Annotated in this window: 17 protein-coding genes; 5 read left to right on the forward strand and 12 right to left on the reverse strand. The window is 73.2% G+C overall.

Translation table 11 applies throughout. From position 1 onward, the window contains the following. Nucleotides 1–175: 175 nt before the first annotated feature. The 5 genes from AB0H81_RS25110 to AB0H81_RS25130 are packed head-to-tail and all read right to left on the reverse strand — an operon-like array spanning nt 176 to nt 5,700. On the reverse strand, nt 176–931 hold the full coding sequence (locus AB0H81_RS25110) for a TetR/AcrR family transcriptional regulator (RefSeq protein WP_358379094.1): 756 nt from the start codon (nt 929–931) through the stop codon (nt 176–178). Between the two features lie 42 nt (nt 932–973). Then, nucleotides 974–2,149 (reverse strand): DegT/DnrJ/EryC1/StrS family aminotransferase, encoded by a 1,176-nt coding sequence (locus tag AB0H81_RS25115; RefSeq protein WP_358379097.1) that lies wholly within the window; start codon nt 2,147–2,149, stop codon nt 974–976. 29 nt (nt 2,150–2,178) lie between these two features. Beyond that, entirely contained in the window at nt 2,179–2,937 is a 759-nt protein-coding gene (locus AB0H81_RS25120) for an amidohydrolase family protein (RefSeq protein WP_358379100.1), read from the reverse strand. Further along, the gene (locus tag AB0H81_RS25125) at nt 2,934–3,632 is read right to left on the reverse strand and encodes an amidohydrolase family protein (protein ID WP_358379103.1); all 699 of its coding nucleotides are present in this window, start codon (nt 3,630–3,632) and stop codon (nt 2,934–2,936) included. Before AB0H81_RS25125 ends, AB0H81_RS25120 begins: the two co-directional genes overlap by 4 nt. 10 nt (nt 3,633–3,642) lie before the next feature. Next, nucleotides 3,643–5,700, reverse strand: a complete 2,058-nt coding sequence (locus tag AB0H81_RS25130; protein WP_358379106.1) for a hypothetical protein — start codon at nt 5,698–5,700, stop codon at nt 3,643–3,645. A gap of 90 nt (nt 5,701–5,790) precedes the next feature. On the opposite strand from AB0H81_RS25130, the gene AB0H81_RS25135 reads away from it, so the two are divergent. Genes AB0H81_RS25135 through AB0H81_RS25145 form a run of 3 tightly spaced genes read left to right on the forward strand, consistent with a single transcriptional unit; the run spans nt 5,791 to nt 9,351 of the window. After that, complete coding sequence (locus tag AB0H81_RS25135) at nt 5,791–6,582, forward strand: hypothetical protein (RefSeq protein WP_358379109.1); 792 nt, start codon at nt 5,791–5,793, stop codon at nt 6,580–6,582. Beyond that, entirely contained in the window at nt 6,579–7,346 is a 768-nt protein-coding gene (locus tag AB0H81_RS25140; RefSeq protein WP_358379112.1) for an amidohydrolase family protein, read from the forward strand. Before AB0H81_RS25135 ends, AB0H81_RS25140 begins: the two co-directional genes overlap by 4 nt. A 40-nt stretch (nt 7,347–7,386) precedes the next feature. Beyond that, nucleotides 7,387–9,351: a hypothetical protein gene (locus AB0H81_RS25145; protein ID WP_358379115.1), complete on the forward strand. Its 1,965-nt coding sequence runs from the start codon at nt 7,387–7,389 to the stop codon at nt 9,349–9,351. On the opposite strand, the gene AB0H81_RS25150 is transcribed toward AB0H81_RS25145, so the two are convergent. Next, nucleotides 9,283–10,659, reverse strand: coding sequence for an MFS transporter (locus AB0H81_RS25150; protein WP_358379119.1), 1,377 nt, complete (start codon nt 10,657–10,659; stop codon nt 9,283–9,285). The two genes, AB0H81_RS25145 and AB0H81_RS25150, sit on opposite strands and share 69 nt — an antisense overlap. Nucleotides 10,660–10,687: 28 nt before the next feature. Here AB0H81_RS25150 and AB0H81_RS25155 point away from each other — a divergent pair, with 28 nt between their 5' ends. Then, nucleotides 10,688–11,692, forward strand: coding sequence for a DUF5937 family protein (locus AB0H81_RS25155; RefSeq protein WP_358379122.1), 1,005 nt, complete (start codon nt 10,688–10,690; stop codon nt 11,690–11,692). 64 nt (nt 11,693–11,756) lie between these two features. Here the strand turns inward: AB0H81_RS25155 and AB0H81_RS25160 are convergent, their stop codons facing one another. The 5 genes from AB0H81_RS25160 to AB0H81_RS25180 all read right to left on the reverse strand — a co-directional run bounded on the left by AB0H81_RS25160 (nt 11,757) and on the right by AB0H81_RS25180 (nt 17,056). Then, the gene (locus AB0H81_RS25160) at nt 11,757–12,740 is read right to left on the reverse strand and encodes a dihydrodipicolinate synthase family protein (RefSeq protein WP_358379124.1); all 984 of its coding nucleotides are present in this window, start codon (nt 12,738–12,740) and stop codon (nt 11,757–11,759) included. 28 nt (nt 12,741–12,768) lie between these two features. Continuing rightward, nucleotides 12,769–13,629, reverse strand: a complete 861-nt coding sequence (locus AB0H81_RS25165) for a carbohydrate ABC transporter permease (protein ID WP_358379127.1) — start codon at nt 13,627–13,629, stop codon at nt 12,769–12,771. Then, nucleotides 13,626–14,492 carry a sugar ABC transporter permease gene (locus tag AB0H81_RS25170; RefSeq protein WP_358379130.1) on the reverse strand — a complete coding sequence of 289 codons (867 nt, stop codon included), beginning with the start codon at nt 14,490–14,492 and terminating at the stop codon, nt 13,626–13,628. Before AB0H81_RS25170 ends, AB0H81_RS25165 begins: the two co-directional genes overlap by 4 nt. Before the next feature lie 16 nt (nt 14,493–14,508). Next, nucleotides 14,509–15,750, reverse strand: a complete 1,242-nt coding sequence (locus tag AB0H81_RS25175; RefSeq protein WP_358379133.1) for a sugar ABC transporter substrate-binding protein — start codon at nt 15,748–15,750, stop codon at nt 14,509–14,511. A gap of 85 nt (nt 15,751–15,835) precedes the next feature. After that, nucleotides 15,836–17,056: a DegT/DnrJ/EryC1/StrS family aminotransferase gene (locus AB0H81_RS25180; RefSeq protein WP_358379136.1), complete on the reverse strand. Its 1,221-nt coding sequence runs from the start codon at nt 17,054–17,056 to the stop codon at nt 15,836–15,838. Nucleotides 17,057–17,118: 62 nt separating this feature from the next. Between AB0H81_RS25180 and AB0H81_RS25185 the strand changes: the two genes are divergently transcribed. Then, nucleotides 17,119–18,324 (forward strand): hypothetical protein, encoded by a 1,206-nt coding sequence (locus tag AB0H81_RS25185; RefSeq protein WP_358379138.1) that lies wholly within the window; start codon nt 17,119–17,121, stop codon nt 18,322–18,324. A 46-nt stretch (nt 18,325–18,370) separates the two neighbouring features. On the opposite strand, the gene AB0H81_RS25190 is transcribed toward AB0H81_RS25185, so the two are convergent. Continuing rightward, entirely contained in the window at nt 18,371–19,426 is a 1,056-nt protein-coding gene (locus AB0H81_RS25190) for a dihydrodipicolinate synthase family protein (protein WP_358379141.1), read from the reverse strand. Nucleotides 19,427–19,461 lie beyond the last annotated feature (35 nt).

Consider the following 19,461-nt stretch of genomic DNA (forward strand, 5'->3'; position numbering starts at 1 on the left):
GTCCGTGTCGATGACCATCAACGGGCCCGCGCCCACCATCCTGGCCTTCTACCTCAACGCGGCCGTCGACCAGGCCCTCGACCGGTTCCGGGCGGTGCCTGCGGACTTCGCCCTCGACGGGCCGTCCAGCCCGCTCAGGCCGGGGTGACGCCCGACTCGGCCAGGTCGGCGTCGATCATCTTCGTGAGCAGGGCCGCGGTCGCGTCCGCGACCTCCCGCACCACGGAGTCGTCCGGGGGCGCCTCGCTCTCGAAGGCCCGCCGCACGGTGCGCGCGAGCAGGTCGGCCCGGTGCTCCAGTCGTGCGAGGCACGCCCGTCGTCGGAGGCGCGGAGGAATCCCTCGAACGTCGCCTGGTAGGAGAAGCCGACCTCCTCCACGCCCATGTCCTCGCGAAGCAGGCGGTGGCCGGCCAACAGGTCGAAGTAGCCGTGGGCCATCGCGGCGTGCCGCTCGTCGAGGCCGGCGGTCAGTTTGCCCGTCAGCTCGGCGTCGGCCAGCAGGAACCCGCGCAGCAGCGGCCGCCGCGCGACGGCCAGGAAGTAGACGCGCGCGAAGCGGTGGACCAGGCAGGTCCGCGGGTCGTCCAGCAGCGCCCGCCGCAGCTCGTCCATGGCGAAGCAGACCTCGCGGGTGAAGACCGCGCCGAAGAGCTGCGCGCGGGTCTTCCAGTGCAGGTAGACGGTGTCCTTGCCGATCTCGGCCCCGGCCGCCACGTCGTCGATGGTCACCCGCCGGTAGCCGTGGCGCAGCAGCAGGCCGGCGGCCACGTCGAGGAGAGCAGCCGTGGGCCTTCGCCCGCTACGAGGCCGCGCACCGCCGGCCGGGTCGACGTCCACGGCGTTGAGGTGGGCGGGGGCGCCGGAGGAGGCGCCCCAGAGCACCGTCTTCCCGTCGGGGCCGGGGGCCACGATGCCGCCGACGAGGAGCACGTCATTAGGGTTTGGGCCGTATCGTCGGACCGGCTCGTGTCGTCAGGCGGCGAGGACCTTGGCGAGCGCTTCGGCGATGTCCGCGGCCCGGGCGGGGTCGTCCATGAGCATCGCCTGGCGCACCCACACCACGTTCCGCGCCGCCGAAGCCGCGGCCGGGCACGGCTCGGCGCGGGCCCCCGCCCCGGTCAGGGCGTCCATCGTGCCCAGGGGCGGGTATCCGGCGTCGAGCGGCGCCCCTTCGGCGGCCATGGCCGCGAGCAGGAAGTCACGGTCCACGGGGGCGTCCACGCGCAGCATGAGCAGGTGGCGGGAGTCGCGGGTGGTGCCGGGCGGCTGCGGCACCACGGTCACCGGCCGGCCCCCGGCCGCCTCCGGGAGCCGGTCCAGCTCGCGTTCGAGGGACGCGCAGAAGGCGTCGCGGCGGGCGATCTCGTCGTCGAGCCGGTCCAGCCACGGCAGCAGCAGGGCGGCCTGCAGGTCGGTGAGCCGCAGGTTCCAGCCGACGGACGCGTGGCCGTACCACTGCCCGCCGAGCCTGCGGCCGAGGTTGCACACCGACCAGATCGCCTCGTACGCCGCCTCGTCACGGCAGACGATCAGCCCGCCCTCGCCGGCGGTCATCGCCTTGCTCGCCTGGAAGCTGTAGACGCCCGCGTGGCCGAGGCCGCCGACGGGCCGGCCGCGGTACTCGGCGCCGTGGGCCTGGGCGGCGTCCTCGACGACGGCCAGCCCGTGCCGCCCGGCCAGGGCGTTCAGCGGGTCCATGTCGGCGGGGCTGCCCGCCAGGTGGACCGGCATGACGGCGGCGGTCCGCCCGGTCAGTGCGGCCCGTACGGCGTCGGGCGACAGGTGCAGGTGGGCCGGGTCCACGTCGGCGATCACCGGGACGGCGCCGGCGAGCAGCACGGCGGTGGCCGAGGCGACGAAGGTGTAGGCGGGCACGATCACCTCGTCGCCCGGCCCGACGCCCAGGCCGCGCAGCGCGGCGAACAGGCCGAGCGTGGCGTTGCCCACGGCCACCCCGTACGGCGTCGCGGACCGGGCGGCGAAGGCGGCGGCCAGGTCGTCGGTGACACCGCCGCCCTGGGTGGCGCCCCACCGGCCGCTCTCCAGGACCTTGCCGGCCAGCTCGCGCTGGGCGTCGTCGAGGGGAGGCGGCCAGGACGGCCACGGGGCGGTGCGGACGGGCGTGCCGCCGTACAGGGCGAGCGTCACGGGAGATCCCTTCGTGGTGTGGAGAGCGTTCAGGTGTGAGGGGAGGCGGCGAGGCGGGGGCCGAGGAGGCGGGCCAGGTTGCCGCCCGCGATCAGCGCCCGGTCGGCCTCGGTGAGCGGGGCCAGGGCGACCCGGCCGTACCCCGTCCGCAGGTCGAGGAAGCAGGCGTCGGAGCCGAACAGCACGCGCTCGGCGCCGATCGTCGCGGCCAGCCGGGCGATCCAGCGCCCGGTCATCCTGGACCCGCACACCTCGAGGTGCAGGTTCGGGTGACCGCCGGCCAGGCGGGCCGCCCGGTCGAACCCGTACGACCAGAGCCCGGTGTGCCCCATGAGGAGGGGGACGTCCGGATGACGGGCGGCGACGGCGGCGAACAGCGCGGGGTCGCTCCACGGCGAGTCGGTCTGGCCGTGGGCGAGCACCGGCAGGCCGAGCCGCCAGACGGGCTCGTAGCGCGGGTCGTCGAGCGGGCACTGGTGGACGTCGGGATGCAGCTTGACGCCCCACACCCCGTCGGTGACCAGCGGGGTGCGGTGGTGCGGGTTGTGGACCTGCCACACGCCGAACCTGCCGGGAAAGCGGGCGGCGGTCTCCATGGCCAGCCGGTTGCCGCGCTCGGCGTCGGGGCCGACGGCCAGCAGATGGCTGATGCCCATCGCCGCGACGCCGACGCGGTCCATGGTGGCCACGAGGCCCTCGGCGGTCGGGTCGGGGATGAGGAAGTCGGGCCAGGTTCCGACGTGCCCGTGCGCGTCCAGCACCGCCACAGGGCCCTCCCCCGCGGTCACAGCAGCCTCCCCAGCGAGCCCGCGGCGACCATCTCGACCTGCGCCGGCTCCAGGTCGAGATGATCGAGCAGGAAGCGCGGCCCGCAGTCGTCGGCCACCGGCGCCCCGGTGCCGAACACGAGCCGCTCGGCCCCGAACCGCTCGGCCAGCCACTCGACGCCGCGCTGGGTGTTGACCATCCCGATCTCCACCCACACGAGAGGCGCCTCGGCCATCAGCTCGGCCAGGGCGCGCAGCCGCCGGTAGCCGGGGTTGAGGAGCAGGATACGCAGGCCGGGCAGCCGCTCGGCGAGGGTGCGGAGCTGGGCGGGTGAGGTCTCGTCCAGGTCGATCGCGACGGGCAGGGCCAGCTCGGCCAGCCAGCGCAGCGCGACCGGCCCGGTGAGGTCGAAGCGGTGCCGTTCCGGGCAGAGCCGGATCATCGGCGCGCCCCACTCCCGCACCTCGGCGGGCGCGGAGGGGGCGGACGCCCCCGGCACGCCCGGCACCACGACGGGCACCGGGACGAGCCGGGGATCGTCCAGCCGCAGGAGGGCGCCGTTGCCCTCCTGCGGGTCGGAGTAGAGGCTGAGCGCATGGGTCACGCACGCCCGGTCGATGCCCAGGCGGTCCATCTCGGCCCGCGGGTCGGCGGGCAGGTCGTCGAACGGCACCGGCCCGATGAGACGATGGGCATCGAAGACGAATTTCGGCACAGACCGAAACTTAATTGCCTGCCGGAGGGATGGTCAAGGGCGGGCAGGCCGGGTCCAGCCGGATCCTGGCCAGCTCGCGGCCCACGAGCGCCCAGGCGTTCCACGAGCCCGGCTCGAAGTGGAGCTGCGGGTTGGTGTACCACTCGTCGCCGAGGCCGGTGGCGAGCAGTTTCGCCTCGGCGCCCAGCTCGTAGGCGTTGCCGCCACCGCGGAAGACGGAGGTGAAGACCCGTCCCCGGTGCACGGTCAGCTCGCCGTAGCCGGCGATCGTGCCCTGGCGCACCACTTTGCGCGTGGCCAGGTCGAGGGCGATCCAGGTGCCCGACTCGCGCTTGTAGACGCCGTACAGCAGGCCGTCGTGCACCTTGACGTCCTGGAACGTGCGGTGGTTCGGCACCGGGTCCACGGTCCACAGGACCGTGCGCTTGCGCAGGTCGAAGGCCGCGACCGAGGCCGTCGTCCGCGTGGGCGGGGTGCCGCCGCCGCCGAGCACGTCGCCGCCGAGGTACACCACGCCCCGCCGTGCGTCGAGCGACAGGCTCATGAGGCTCTGGTCGGGGATGACGTCCACGTACGAGTCCACCCGGCCGGTGCCGGGGTCGATCACGGACAGGGCGCCCTTGAGGTTGGCCCCGAGCGGGGCGCTGGCCACCAGCAGTTTGTCGCTCACCGGGTCGTACTCGATGTCCCACGGCCGCTGCTGGCCATGGCCGAGGAAGGCGACGCTCTTCACCTTGTCGGTGCGCAGGTCGATGGAGACGACCTGGCCGCTGGGATAGACGGCGGCGTAGATCTTGTTGCCGCGCCGCACCAGGTCCTTCGGCTCGCCGGGCACCCGGAAGCGGCGCTTGTCACCGGTGCGCAGGTCGCGGACCTCCATCACGAAGTGACCGCCGACGTAGAGGGCGCGGTTGGGCACGAGCAGCATGCTCTGCACCCGCTCGGTGCCCGGCGGCAGCCCCGCCTCCAGCAGGTCGACGAACTGCGACGCGCCGGTGCGCAGGTCCAGCCACCACAGCCCGCCGCTGCCGGCGAAGCCGAGCAGGGTGTTCTCGTCGAGCTGGTGGATGCGCCGGCTCTCGTCGCCGGGCGCCGGCGCGTCGGCGACCTTGGTGAACGCCGTGTCGTCCGTGCGGTACCGGTACACGGTGCCGCCGGGGCGGGAGGTGACGTAGACGGTGCCGTCCTCCATCGCGGCCGGGGCGTCGATGGAGCCCTCCGGAAGCGTCACCCGCCGCAGGTCGGAGCCGTCCTTGCGCACGTCGATCAGCTCGCCGCCGGCCGCGGCCAGGACGCGGTCGCCGTGCAGGGTGATGGCGCCCACGCCGGTGGGGGCGCTCGCCAGCTCGCTCACCTTGCCGGTGGCCCGCTCGATGCGCATGAGCTTCGCCTTGTCCAGCAGGCCCGCGTAGACGTGGGTGTCGTCGGCGGCGACCGCGCGGACGTAGCGCTCGCCCTGCGTGAGCACGCCGAAGTCGCGCACGGCGCCGGTGGACGGCACGTACTCGAAGACCCGGCCGCCCGGGTAGGTGCCCGCGTAGAGGGTGCCGTCGGGGGCCGCGGCCAGGCTCCAGACGAAGCCGCCGTTGCGGCCGAAGGAGCGCAGGTGCCTCACCTCGCCGGTGGCGATGTCGAAGCTGTAGAGGTCGGGCACCGGATAGGTGCCGACGTACACCTTGCCGCCGGTGACGGCGGTGGCCCATCCGCCCTCGGGCGCGCCCTCGGCCGGGCCGTCGGGCAGGGTGGCGGTCCTGATCACCTTGCGGGTGCTCAGGTCGATCTCGGCGAGCACGGGCGGCTTGGGGCCGCGGGTGACGACGTAGGCGCGGCCGTCGTGGACGGCGGCGCCCACGATCGCGCCGGTGACCGTGGCCGGGCCGTACGTGCGCACGGCGGGGTCCGTGCAGGTCGTGCCCGAGGTCGTCACCGTGCTCGCCGCGGGGGCCGACGCGGACGGGGTCGCGGACGGGGTCGCGGGCGTGGGCGTGACCGCAACGGCGGGGGCGGCGGGGGCGGTGAGGAGTACGGGTAAGAGGCCGGCCACCGCGGCCAGGAGACGTCGGAGCATGCCGACCACCTCGCGTTCGTTCATTGTTGTTCGATTTAGGTCCAGACCGTAACTTTATGAGCGCAGTACGTCAATGGCATGATGGCGCGCATGACGATAAGGGATGGGTCCGGTACCGCCACCGAGGGGACGGCGTTCGACGCGTGGCGGCTGATCGGGGACCTGGAGGTGACGCTTGACGTCGACGTGCTGGTGGGAGCCTATCCGGATCGCGACGGCCCGCCCGGCACGCCCGCCGAGGTGCTGAAGTCGCTGGCCCGGCACCGGATCCGGGCGGGGGCGGTGGCCGGCCTGCGCGCCGCCCTGTTCGACGTGCGTTCCGGCAACGACGAGGTCCTCGCCCTGCGCGGGACGGCACAGGACGGGACGTCGTTCGTGCCGGTGGGGACGCTGGACCTGCGCGACCCGATCGGCGCGGCGCGCGAGCTGGAGCGCCTGGCGACCGGCGGGGTCCGCGCGGTCCGGCTCTTCCCGGAGGAGCAGGGCGTGGAGGCCGGATTCCCGTCCGTGGGACACGTGGCGCGCCGCGCGACCGCTCTCGGCCTGACCGTGCTCACCGGGGGCGACGTGCGCAGGTTCTGGCGGCCGTTCACGGGGATCGGCGCCCGGGTGGTCTTCCTGGACACGCACTTCTACCACCTGGGCGACTTCCTGGTGGCCGCCGCCGACGAGCCGGGCTTCCACACCTCCACCCGCCTGCTCAACTCCCCCGACGCCCTGGAGACCGCGGTCGCGGAGGCAGGGGCGGACCGCCTGCTGTACGGCTCGCGCACCCCGTACGCCGAACCCCTCGTCCCCCTGCTGCGCCTGGCCACCGGCGGGCTGTCGCCCGACGAGGTCGCCGCGGTGGCCGGCGGCAACGCCCGGAGGCTCCTTTCATGATCATCGATGTGCACGCCCACTGGGGACCGTGGTTCTTCACCATGGACGTGGCCGAGGCGAGCCTGGCCACCATGGACCGCTACGGCATCGACCGGGCCGTGGTCTCGCACACCGAGGCGGTCGTCTACGACGCGCCCGCCGGCAACCGCGCCCTCGCCCGGGTGCTGGAGGAGCACGACCGGCTGCTCGGCTACGTCACGGTCAACCCGCGGCGCCTGGGCGAGGCCGCCCGCGACCTCGACGCCTACCTGCCCACCGGCAGGTTCGCCGGCGTGAAGATCCACACCGACTACACGGGGTCGCCCGTCACCTCGCCGCAGCTCCGGGACGCCCTGGCGCTCGTCGCCGAGGCCGGCTGCCCGGCGCTCGTGCACACCTGGGGCGCCTCGGTGCTCGACCTGGCCCAGGTCTGCCTGGACACGCCGGGCCTGCGGGTGATCGCCGGGCACATGGGCGCCGACGGGTTCCGGTACGCCATCGAGGCGGCCGCGGCCTGCGACCGGCTCTACCTCGAACCCTGCTGGTCGCACGCCCCGGCGGGCCGCATCGCCGAGGTGGCTGCGGCGGTGGACGGGCGGCGGCTGCTGTTCGGCACGGACGCCACGCTGATCGACCCGTCGTCGGCCTTCGGCGCGGTGGCGGCGGCCGAGCTCGCCCCGGACCTGGCCGAGCGCGTCGCCTGGCGCAACGCGGCCGAACTGTTCGGGATCGGGACGGCGGAACGCGACTGCGCTCCGCCCGGGGAGCTGGACATTACGGACTAGGCCGTTATAGCGTGCGGCAAACTTCATCAGGGAGCCGCACATGATCCCCCGCCGTCGTTTCCTGCAGGCGGCGGCCACCACCGCGGTGGCCGTCCCCTTGTCCGCCCCCTCCGCGACCTCCGCGCACGCCACGGCCGTCCGGGCCCGCGAAGCCGAGGGCACCATCACCGACCTGGGCCCCGCCAGCGTCGCCGGCCCGCTCGGCAACGCCGAGATCGTGAACGGCGTCCTCTATGTCGGCTCGCGCGGCCTGTCGCCCAACGTCGTCGGCGCCTACGACCTCGCCAAGGATTCGGTCACGGCCCATTTCGAGATCCCGACGGGCATCGGCATCTGGGCGATGTGCCGGGCCGGCACCGACGTCTACGCCGCCACGCACGCCCGGTCCGACCTCTACAGGATCGACACCGTGGCCGGCACGGTGACGAAGGTCGCCGAGTACCCCGACCACTTCATCTGGACCATGGCCGCCTCCCCCGACGGCAAGATCTACATGGGCACCTCGGAGCCGGGCCGGGTCCGCGAGTACGACCCGGCCACCGGGACCAGCCGCGACCTTGGCGAGGCCAGCCCCGGTGAGGCGTACGTGCGCAGCATCCAGGCCGACGCCGCGCACGTCTACGCGGGCGTCGGGGCGAACGCCCACCTCGTCGCCATCGACCGCGCCACCGGCGAGCGGCGCGAGCTGCTGCCGCCGGAGCTGGCCGACCGCGACTGGGTGGCGAGCATGAGCATGTCCGGCACCCATATCGCGGGCGGCATGAACTCCCTGGCCGAGCTGCTCGTGCTGGACCGGGCCGACCCCGGCCGGTTCAAGGTGGTCAAGGCCACCGCGCCGGGCGAGAAGTACATCGTCTCGGTGCTCCTCCACGACGGTCACGTCTACTTCGCCGGCCGCCCCACCGGCACGCTCTACCGCTACTCGATCGCCGGTGACAAGCTGGAGGTGCTCGGCGTGCCGTACTTCGAGGCCGCAACCCACCGGCTCCTCGCCCACGAAGGGCGCATCTACGGCGTCCAGGACAGCGCGGTCTTCGTCCACGACCCGGCCACCGGGCAGATCGAGTACCGCAACCTCGTGCAGCGCGGCCTGCGCGCCGCCCCCGAGGAGCCCATGTCCGTCCACTGCGACGGAGAACGCGTCTACGTGGGCGGCAAGAGCGGCGCCGACGTCCACGACCTGGCCACCGGCAAGGTCACCCGGCTCGGCATCCCGGGCGAGCCGAAGACCATGCTGACCGTGCGCGGCACCACGTACCTCGGCGTCTACACGCAGGCCGCCCTGTACGCGCACCGCGCCGGCGACAGCGAGGCCAAGCTGCTGGCGCGCGCCGGCAACCAGCAGGACCGGCCGCGTGACCTCGCCTACGACGCGCGCACCGGTCTGATCGTCATGCCCACGCAGCCCGAGCCCGGCCACATCAACGGCGCGCTGTCGCTCTACTCCCCGCGCACCGGGAAGCTGGAGACCTACCGCCCGGCCGTCGAGCGGCAGACCGTCTACTCGGTCGTCACCCGGCGCGGCACCGCCTACCTCGGCACCCTCATCCAGGAGGGCCTGGGCCTGCCGCCGGTCACCACCGCGGCCCGCCTCGCCGCCTGGGACCTCGCCGCCCGCAAGCTCCTGTGGCAGCACGAGCCCGTGCCCGGCGCCCGCGCCATCACCTCGCTGGCCCTCGGGCTCGCCGGGACCGTGCTGTACGGCATGGCGAGCACCGGCGAGGTGTTCGCGTTCGACCTGCGCCGCCGCGAGGTGACCGGACGGCTCCAGGTCGGGGCGAAGGGCGGCGAGCTGTTCGTCACCGGCGAGGTGGCCTACTGCACGGACGGGGACAAGATCTACAAGCTCGACCTGCGGTCGTTCACGGCGAAGACCGTCGTCGAGGGGCTGGCCGGGCAGTGGTTCGGCGGGGAGCCCAAGCTGGCCCTGGACCCCTCACGTCGCGCCCTGTACGGGGTGCGCGGCCGCAACCTGGTCCGCATCGCCGTCTCCGGCCGCCGCTGACCCGCGCGCCCTCCCGCTCGCACCGGCCGGTACGGGTGCGTCCGGGACGGACGTCGCTCTGGGGCGATGCCTTCGGGCGACCGCCGCGGCGCCGGTGCCGCCGGCGACGAACAGCGCGGCCAGCGCCAGCCAGCCCACGGTTCCGTGCTCGATGGCCGTGGCGGTGACGAGCACCGGTGAGACCATGGCGGCGATCGCGTAGCCGGTCTGGCTGAGGCCCTGGTAGGCACCGGCGTTGCGCTGGTCGGCCAGTTCGAAGGCCATGCCCCAGCCGCCCGCCTCGCCCAGGATCTCGCCGAAGGCGTGGGCGAGCCCCGCCAGGAGAAGCAGGACACAGGCGGTGATCACGTTTCCGTAGCCCGCCAGCGCGTACAACCCGCATGCGAGCGCGAGCAGCCATGACGCGCGCCGGACGGCGATCCCGGCGCGGCGCACGTCGTGGACGCCACGCGAGACACGCACCTGGAGTACGGCCACGACCACGGTGTTGAGGACGAGCAGCACGGACACGATGGCGGTGGGAGCGCTGGTGGAGGCGACCCAGAGCGGGACGCCGACGGTCAGCAGGCCGAACTGCACCGCCACGACGGCGTTGCACGCCACGCTCGCCAGATACGTGCGGTCCTTGAGCGGTGACGATCCCCCCGCGGGAGCGTCGGCCGCCCGGCCTCGCGCCGAGGCGACCATCCGGGCCGCAAGCTCCGGCACCCGGGCCCCGAGCCGTGCCAGCGGCACCGCGGCCGCCAGGAGCAGGACTCCGGATGCGACCATCGCGGCCTGGTAGGCCAGGGCGGTGCCCGTCAGGAGCGCGGCGGCGGCGGCCAGGGTGCCCAGGCCGATGAAGACGTTCGTGACCACGCGCATCCGCGCCCGGACCGCCACCCGTTCCGGGCCGGTGTACCACCGTGCCAGCATCGTCTGCTTCGACGTACTGCTCGCCGAGCGCATCACCGCGGCCAGGCAGGCGGCCAGGGTGAACACGACGGCGTCAGAGGCGAGCGTGTAGGCGAGCATCGCCAGGCCGTTGAGGGCCGTCGCCGCCATCAGGACGCGATGCGCGCCGACCCGGTCGGCGAGCCGCCCCGACGCGTACGAGGCCAGCACACCGGCGCCGCCCGCGATGCCCAGCCCCAGGCCCACCGTCGTCGCACCGAGTCCGATGACAAGCGTGAAGTACAGGGTGCTGACGGTGTAGAAGACGCCGCTGGACAGCGCGAACGCCATCGTGCTGAGAGTCAGCGACCGGCCGACACGGTCCTCGGGGAAGAAGGTTCGGATCACGCCCCGGTTCTCTCGCACCGGGGGCATGGAAACCAATGATGTAGCGTATGACTACATGGTCACTGTCCGGAGCGGTGGACTCATCGCGTACGAGCTCGCGGGGATGGACGTCGCCGACGTGCGCTTCGCCGCCTCACCGATCAACGAGCTCACGCTGTCACTGCGCACGTTCCGGGATCCCGGACGCTATCCCGTGCACCTGCCCTGGCTGCGGCGTACGGAGCACCTTCGATCCGGGCTCGACCTGCCCCTGCTGCACGCCCTCACGAACGACGCGCTGTGGTCGCCCGACTATCTGACGCCCCGGCCGCACGCTCCCCTCACCCGCATCGACGACGAACTCGCCGCCGTCGCGCGTGTGCCCCTGGGACGCATGCTCGACGACCTGCGCGTTCTCCACCCCGGGCGGCTGCCCGCGCCATTGCGGGGCGACCCGGCAACCGTCCGCGCGCGCATCACGGAGGCGCTGCGGACGTACTGGCGCACCTGCTTCGCGCCGTGGTGGCCGCGGATGCGGACGGTCCTGCAGGCCGACATCATCTATCGCGGGCAGGTCATCTCCGCGCACGGTCTGGCGGCGATGTTCGCCGACCTCAACGAGCGGGTCCACCTGGACGAGGGCGTCGTACGCGTTCGCCTGGTGAGCAACGCCGGCTACCGCCGGTCCACCGGAGGAGAAGGGCTCACCCTGGTGCCGACGCTCTTCAGCAGGGGCGTGACCGCCCCGATCTCACCGGAAGAGCCACCCCTGATCATGTACGGCACGCGCGGCGCCGGAACGCTCTGGCAGGCGGAGCCCCGCCGTTCCCCCGCGGCGCTCACCGAACTGCTCGGCGCGACGCGCGCGGGCCTGCTCACGGCGCTGGAGACGCCGGCGTCGTCGACAGAGCTCGCCGGCCGCCTCGGCGTCACCACCTCGGCCGTCAACCAGCACCTGCGAGCTCTGCGCGACGCCGGCCTGCTCACCAGCGCACGCCACGGCCGCTCGGTCCTGTATCTGCGTTCGGAGCTCGGCGACGCACTCATCACGGGCGGGGCCAGGGGGGACGACCCCTCGTGACACCGGGCGCCTCGGCCCCGACCACCCCGGCCCCCTGAGGGACACGCCCGGGACGCGCGGCGGTCTACTCGGTGAGCGTCGCGCCCGGACGGTCCGCCCGCACGGCCCGTCCGCGATGGCGCGTCACCTCCGCGCGTTCCTCCGCCGGCAGCGACGGGCCGTACGGGTCGTGGGCGTGCGATGCGGGGATGCGGCCCTCGGCCGCCGCCAGCCACAGCATGCGCTGGACGTAGCCCTCCATGGGCTCCGTGAACGTCACCTGCGCCAGCCGGTCCAGGCGGCCGGACGCCTCCTCGAAGGCCCGCAGGCCGGAGCCGCGGAAGGCGGCCAGCACGGCCGCGGTGACCTCGACCGAGGCGGCGGCGAGGCCTACCAACGCGGCCTCGGCGCCCCACAGCAGGGAGGGGCCGAACATGCGGTCCTCGCCGGTGATGGCCAGCCGTCCCGCCGCGCGGGCGAGCGCGATGGCACGCTGGCAGCCCATGGCGTCGGAGAGCAGCGCCGTCTTCAGCCCGGCCACGCCCGGATGGGCGAGGATCTCGGCCATCACCTCCGGCGGGCACGGCCGGGTGTAGAGGTCGAAGGCGATCATCGGCAGTCCGGACGCCCGCCACACGGCGTCGTGCAGCGCCGGCCGGTCCCCCGCCGAGGGGAACACCAGGACGCCCGCCGCGCCCAGGCCGGCCGCCACCCGCGCCTCCTCGGCCGTCCGCTCCGCCCCGTCCCCCGCCGGAGAGCCGTCACCCGCCGGGAAGTCGTCCGCCGGGGAGTCGTCGGGGGCGGGCCGGCCGCCGACGCCCACGAGGACGGGGACGCCCAGCGCCACCGCCCGCTCGATCACGCCCGCGCGCACGTCCGGCGCCAGGAACGGTCCCCGGCCGGTGTGGGCCAGCACCGCGAGGGCGCCGGCCCCGTCGGCGACCAGTCCGGCCAGGTAGCGCGAGACCAGGTCCAGATCGACCTCCCCGGCCGCCGTCATGGGGGTGGCGGTCGCGGCGATGAGCGAGCCGCGCAAGCGGTCCCGGAGGGTCTGTGCCGAGATGTGCATCCCAGAGAGCTTAGGGGAGGCGGTCCGGTTACTTCAGTCCGGTCATCGCGATGCTGTTGACCAGGTAACGCTGGAGCAGGAAGAACACGATCAGGCAGGGCACCACCGACACGGTCGCCGAGGCCATCAGCACCGCGAGCTGCATCTCCTCGGTCCGCAGCGTGGTCAGTCCCACGGTGAGCGTCCTGGTCGTGTCGCTCTGCCCGATGACCAGCGGCCACAGGAAGTCGTTCCAGTGCCACAGGAACACGAACACGCCGAGCGTGGCCAGGATGGGCCGGGTGAGCGGCACCACGATCGTCCAGTAGACCCGCAGCTCGGAGGCGCCGTCGACCTTGGCGGCGTCGAACAGCTCGTCCGGCAGGCCGAGGACGAACTGCCGCATGAGGAAGACGGCCTGGGAGTTGGCCAGGGTCGGCACGATCAGGCCCCAGAACGTGTCCACCCCGCCCAGGTCGTTCACCAGGACGAACGTCGGGATGAGGGTGGCCTGGAACGGCACCATCATGGTGGCGAGGAACGTCCAGAACATCGCGTCCCGGCCGGGGAAGCGCTTCTTGGCGAAGGCGTACCCGGCCATGGACGCGGTGAGCAGGATGATCACCACCGACACCACCGAGTAGACCAGCGAGTTGACCGTCCACCCGACGAAGCCGCTCGACGACAGCACCCGGGCGATGTTGTCGAAGGTGAGCGACTCGGGCCAGCTCCCCGGCACGGTAGGCCGGCCGCCCGGCGACAGCGCCACGACCACCATCGCGAGGAACGGGCTGACGGTCAGCACCGACAGCACGGCCAGCAGCGCCGCGAGCGGCCACCTGGCCCGCCGCCGGCCCGGCCGCGCGGCGTGGGCGGCGCGGACGAGCGGCCTGGAAGCGGTCAGCGTCATGTGTTCCCCCGGTCGAGAAAGCGACGCTGCACCAGCGAGACGACGAGCACGATCGCGAACAGCACCATGCCCCAGGTGGCCGCGTAGCCGAAGTCGAAGGACCGGAAGCCGTGGTCGTAGATGCCGTAGATGAGCGTGTACGTGGCTCGCGCGGGTCCTCCGCCGGTCATCACGTAGATGGTGTCGAACGTCTGGAAGGCGCCGATCGTCTCGATCACCAGGACGAAGAACAGGGTCGGTTCGAGCAGGGGCAGCGTGATCCGGCGGAACCGCTGCCAGGCGCTCGCCCCGTCCACCGTGGCCGCCTCCAGGTACGATCCCGGGATGGACTTCAGCCCGGCCAGCAGGATCAGCATCGAGTAGCCGAACCCCTTCCACACCGACACCACGGCCAGCGCGGGCAGCACGAGCGCCGACTGCTCCAGGAACGGCACCGGACCGAGGTCGGCCTTGGCCAGCAGGCCGTTGATGAGGCCGCTGTACTCGTAGATCCAGCGCCAGATGATGCCGGCGAGCACGAAGCTGGTGACGTACGGCAGGAACAGCATGCCGCGGAACAGTCCGCGCAGGAACACCACCTGGTTGAGCAGCAGCGCCGTGCCGAGCGCCACGACGACCGTGAGCGGCACGTAGATCGCCGCGTACACCAGCGTGACCCGCAGGCTGGTCCAGAAGTTCACGTCGTCGAGCAGCCGGGCGTAGTTGTCGGCGCCGACGAAGCTCCACTCCCCGCCGATGTTCCAGTTCGTCAGGCTCATGCCCGCCGCGCCGAGGGTGGGGAAGATCCTGAAGATCAGGAACAGCACCAGCATCGGCAGCACGAACAGCAGCCCGGTGACCGGGTCACGCAAGCGTTGACGCAACGTTCTTCTCCTCCGGTCAGCCGCCGCTGCTCAGCAGCGCGTCGGCCTCCTTGGCGGCGGCGTCGAGGGCCGTCTTGGCGTCCTCCTTGCCGAGCAGCGCCGCCTGGATGTGCGGGGCGAGCACGGCCATCACGTGGCGGGCCTTCGGGTGCGCGTCACCCGGGAAGGCGTACTGCAAGGACTTGGCGAACTCCTTGGCCTCGGCCGACTGGTCGGGCACGGTCACGTCGGTGCGCGCGGGGAAGAAGCCCGACTCCTTCGCCAGCTGCGCCGACATCTCGGGTGAGGCGAGGAACGCGGCGAACTTCCTGGCCGCGTCCTTGTTCTCGGAGTGCTTGGCCAGCACCAGGGCGCCGGGGATGCCGAACGCGACGCGCTTCCTGCCCTCCAGCGGCAGGCCGATGCCCACGTTCTCGGCGCCGATGGAGGTGCCGAGCTGGGTGGCCTGGAGCGCGGTGGCCGCGTGGTACATCGCGGTCTTGCCGGCGGCGAGCAGGCCGCCCTCGATGTCGTTGCCCTTGCTGGCGGTGTTCTCCGGCAGGCCGCCGGCGGCCTTCAGGTCCAGCAGGAGCTGCAGGCTCTCGACACCCTCGGGGCCGTTGAAGGCGACGGTCTTGCCGTCGGGGGCGAAGACGCTGCCGCCGTTGGCCCACAGCAGCGGGTAGAAGCTCTGGTTGAGGCTGACCTCGGGCTTGCCCGGGTAGTCCAGCACCGCGACCTTCTTGGCGGCCAGCTTGGGTGCGGCCTCCTTGAGCTCGGCGAGCGTCTGCGGCGCCGGGTCGACGCCGGCCTCGGCGAACAGCTTCTTGTTGTAGATGGGGGCGGTGATGGTCTGGTAGATCGGCACGCCGTACAGCTTGCCGTTCATGGTGAGGGCGCTCAGCGAGTTGGACAGGTACTTCGCCTTGTCGGCGGCGATCACGTCGTCGACCGCCTCGACGGTGCCCTGCTGGGCGTACTGGGGGATCTGGTCGGGACCGAGCACGACCAGGTCGAAGCCCTTCTTGGAGATGAGGGCGGTGGTGACCTTCTCCTGGCGGCCCTCCCAGGGCTGGAGGTCCACCTTGATGTCGACGGTGGGGTTCTTGGCCTCGAAGTCCTTCTCGACCTTGCCCCAGAACGCCTGGCTCTTGGCCTGGTCCGCGATCACGGGGTACATCCACAGAGTCACGGCGCTCTTGTCCGAGCCGCTCGATCCGCACCCGGCGGCCGCGACGCCCAGCGCGGCGGCGATGCCGACTGCCGCTATCTTCCTCATGGCGGCTTCCTTTCGAGTAATACCGGTCCTGACCGAAATCTAGTGAGGGCGCCCGGCCGGGTCAACGCCTGATATCCGACCGTGACTACGCACGGCCACCGAGGCGGGCCGCCGCGCGGGCGACCTCCCGGGCGACGAGCTCGACGTGCTCGCCGGTGTAGTGCTCGTTCCAGTCGATGATCAGCAGCGTGTCGGCCACGAGCCGCTCGGCCTCGGGGCAGTCCGCCGGCGTGTGGTCCTCCAGCGGCCAGCGCGAGGTCCCGTAGACGGGCCCCTGCCAGACGGGCGCGCGGTTGAGGGGCTCGCCGAGGTACCCGGCCCGGGCCGGAATCCCGGCCGTGCCCAGCGCCTCGGCCAGCTCCCGCGCGCCGCCGCCGGGCAGCACGAGGGGGAACAGCCACCAGGCGTGGCCGTCCGCGCGCGGCAGCCGCAGGCCCGGGACGTCCTTGAGCGCGTCCAGCAGCAGGACGGCGGTGCGCCGCCGGGCGCGCACCACCCCGGGGAGCTTGGCGAGCTGGGCCCGCGCGACCGCGGCCTGCAGCTCGGTCATGCGGTAGTTGAGGCCGAAGGAGGCGTGCGAGCGCCCGGCCGCGCGGTCCCAGCCCTTGTCGGCGAACAGCCGCATGCGCCGGGCCAGCTCGTCGTCCGCGGTGAGCGCCACCCCGCCGTCGCCGCAGGTGATGTGCTTCCACTGCTGGAGGCTGAGACAGGCCACGTCACCCACGGTCCCCGCCAGGCGCGGGGACCCGGTCGTACGGTCCGGGCCTCTCGCGCCGGCCGCGCTCCCCGTGACCTCCTGGGCGGGCAGCTCGGCCAGCCAGGCCTGCGCGCAGTCCTCGATCAGCGTCAGGCCGTGGGCGTCGGCGAGGGCGCGCAGCTCGTCGACCCGGGCCGGCGCGCCGAACAGGTGCACCACCATGATCGCCCGGGTACGCGGCCCGATCAGCTTCGCGACGGCGTCGGGATCGAGATTGCCGTCGCCGGGGTCCACGTCCGCGAAGACAGGGACGGCGTTCTGCGCCAAGATGGGGGCCACAGTCCCGAAGTCCGTGATCGGTGTCGTGATGATCTCGTCTCCGGGGTCCGGCGCGGCCGCCACGACCGACAGATGGAGGGCCGCGGTGCCCGAGCTGCACGAGACCGCATGGGGGAGGCCGTACATCCGCGCGATCTCCTCTTCGAGCCGCCGGGCCTCGGTGCCCCAGACGGAGTTGAGCATGCCCGAGCGGATCACCCGCTCGGCCGCGGCCACCTCCTCGTCGCCGAGGGTACGGCCCGCCGCTTCGGCCATGGACGGGAACTTCACCGGGACACCTCACCAGGGTATGATTGCGGTCTTGACCGAAATGAGCCAAGAGGGAGACGTGGGTGGGAATCGTCATCGGGGTCGTCGGCCCGCATGATCTGGTCGACGACGTCGCGGCCACGTGCGAGGACCAGCCCGGCGTCACCGCGTTGCGCCTGGACTACGACCACGAGTCCCAGGCGCCCGCGATCGTCGAGGCGCACGCCCCGGCCGTCGAGGGATGGCTGTTCACCGGCATCGTCCCGTACATGCTGTCCCGCGACGCCGACGTGCTGACGCGTCCCGCCGCGTTCGTCGACTACTCGGGCGCGACGCTGCTGAGCGCCCTCGTACGGCTCCAGCACGAGGGCGTGGACGTGACCCGGCTGTCCATCGACACGCTGTCGGCGGCCGACGTGACGACGACGTTCGCCGAGGCCGGCCTGCCGTCCGACGCCCTGCGCACGCTCCCCTACCGGCCGGAGATGACCTCCAGGAGCGCCATCGCCTTCCACCGCCGCCACTCCGGCCACCCGGTGATCACGTGCCTGAGCAGCGTCCACGAGGCACTGCGGGACGAGATGCACGTGCTGCGGCTGGTGCCGTCGGTCCACTCGGTCCGCGTGGCGCTGCGCCAGTTGCTGCTGACGGCCGAGGGGCAGGCCCAGGAGGACGCGCAGATCGCGCTCGGGCTGATCGAGGTGGCCAACGAGGAGGGCCTGCTGCGCGAGGCCGCCGCGCTGGGCGGAACCATCGCGGCCTTCCGCGGCGGCACCCACCTGCTGGTGACCACGCGCGGCCCGCTGCACGACGCCACCGGCGGCTTCACCTGCCTGCCCATGCTGGCGCGGCTGGCCGGACAGAACGAGGTGGTCCGCATCGGCTTCGGCCTGGGGCGCAGCGCGGCCGAGGCCGAGAGCCTGGCCCGCCGGGCGCTGGCCCGGGCGCGCCGCATCGGCGAGGTCGCGGCCGTGCTGTCGCTGCGGGCCGACACCGACATCGTGCTGGAGTCGGCGCCGGCGGCCCCGGTGGCCGAGCACAACCTGCCGGTCATCGCCCGGCGGGTGGGCCTGTCGGTCTCCACGCTGGAGAAGCTCCTGGAGGCGCGGGCCGCCGCCGGGGACGAGCCGCTCACCACACGGGAGATCGCCGACCGCCTGGCGGTGCAGCAGCGCACCGCGCGCCGCATGCTGCACCGGCTGGAACTGGCCGGGCTGGCCGAGCGCACCGGCAACCTGACCAGCGGCTCCAGCGGCCGCCCGCTCACGCTGTACCGCCTCACCCTCTGAGGCGAGTACGGCGCCGGACGGGCGGGGCGGCTGGCTGGCGGGCACGTCAGGACAGCCAGCGGTCCAGGCCGTCGGCGACGAAGTCGTCGTCGCGCAGCCACGGGTAGGCCGCCCAGACCCGGTCGATCTCCGCGAGCTGCCCCGGCGAGAGCTCCTCGGCGGCGTCCAGGCACCAGCGGCCGGCCAGCAGCCCCTGCCGGCGCAGCACCTCGTGGATGCCCGGGATGCACCCGTGGAAGCCGTTCGCGGTGTCGAAGATGGCGGCGTTCGCGTCGGTCAGGTGGCCGTCGAGGGTGAGCAGCCGCCGCACGGCGGCGTCGTCGCCGCCCCGGGCGAGCTTCGCCTCCTCCAGCAGCTCCACGGCGCGCCGCACCCACACCGCCCACTGGCCGAGCAGGCCGCCGACGAACTCGATGTCCACCTCGCGCCCGTCGACCACCACGCGGTGCGTGGTGACGAGGTCGGCCAGGATGTGGTCGTCGTTGCCGGTGTAGAGGGCGACGTCGCCCGCCCGCCCGGCGCGCACGACGCCGTGCAGGACGTCGAGGGTGCGGTAACGGTCGAACGGGGCGACCTTGATGCCGACCACCGACTCGACGGCGGCCAGGCGCGTCCAGAAGTCGCGCGACAGGGTGCGCCCGCCCACCGCGGGCTGGAGGTAGAACCCGATCACGGGCAGCACCTCGCCGACAGCCCGGGCGCGCTCGATCAGGGCGTCCTCGTCGAGCTCGCGGTGGGGGCTGAGCAGGACCATGTGGTAGCCGAGCGAGCGGGCCAGCTCGGCCTCGGCCACCGCCTGCGCGGTCGGGCCGGTGGCCCCGGCCACCAGCACCACCCCGCGACCGGCCTCGCCGGCCGTGCGGGCGGCCAGTTCGAGCACGGGCGCGAGCAGGCCGGTGCCGTGGATCGCGAACTGGGTGGTGTGGACGCCCACCGCCAGTCCCCCGGCGCCCGCCTCGACGTAGTAGCGGGTCAGCGCCCGCTGGCGGCGCTCGTCCAGCTTGCGGTCCTCGGTCAGGGCGAGCGGGTGCGCCGGGATGACGAGGCCGCGCCGGAAGAGATGGCGCACGGACGTCTGCGCCTCTGGAGCCGTGCTGAGCACGTGGGATCCCCCTTTGTCACGGTTGGTGGCTGTGG

Origin of the sequence: Nonomuraea sp. NPDC050691 (assembly GCF_040654455.1) — a bacterium.
GTDB lineage: Bacteria > Actinomycetota > Actinomycetes > Streptosporangiales > Streptosporangiaceae > Nonomuraea.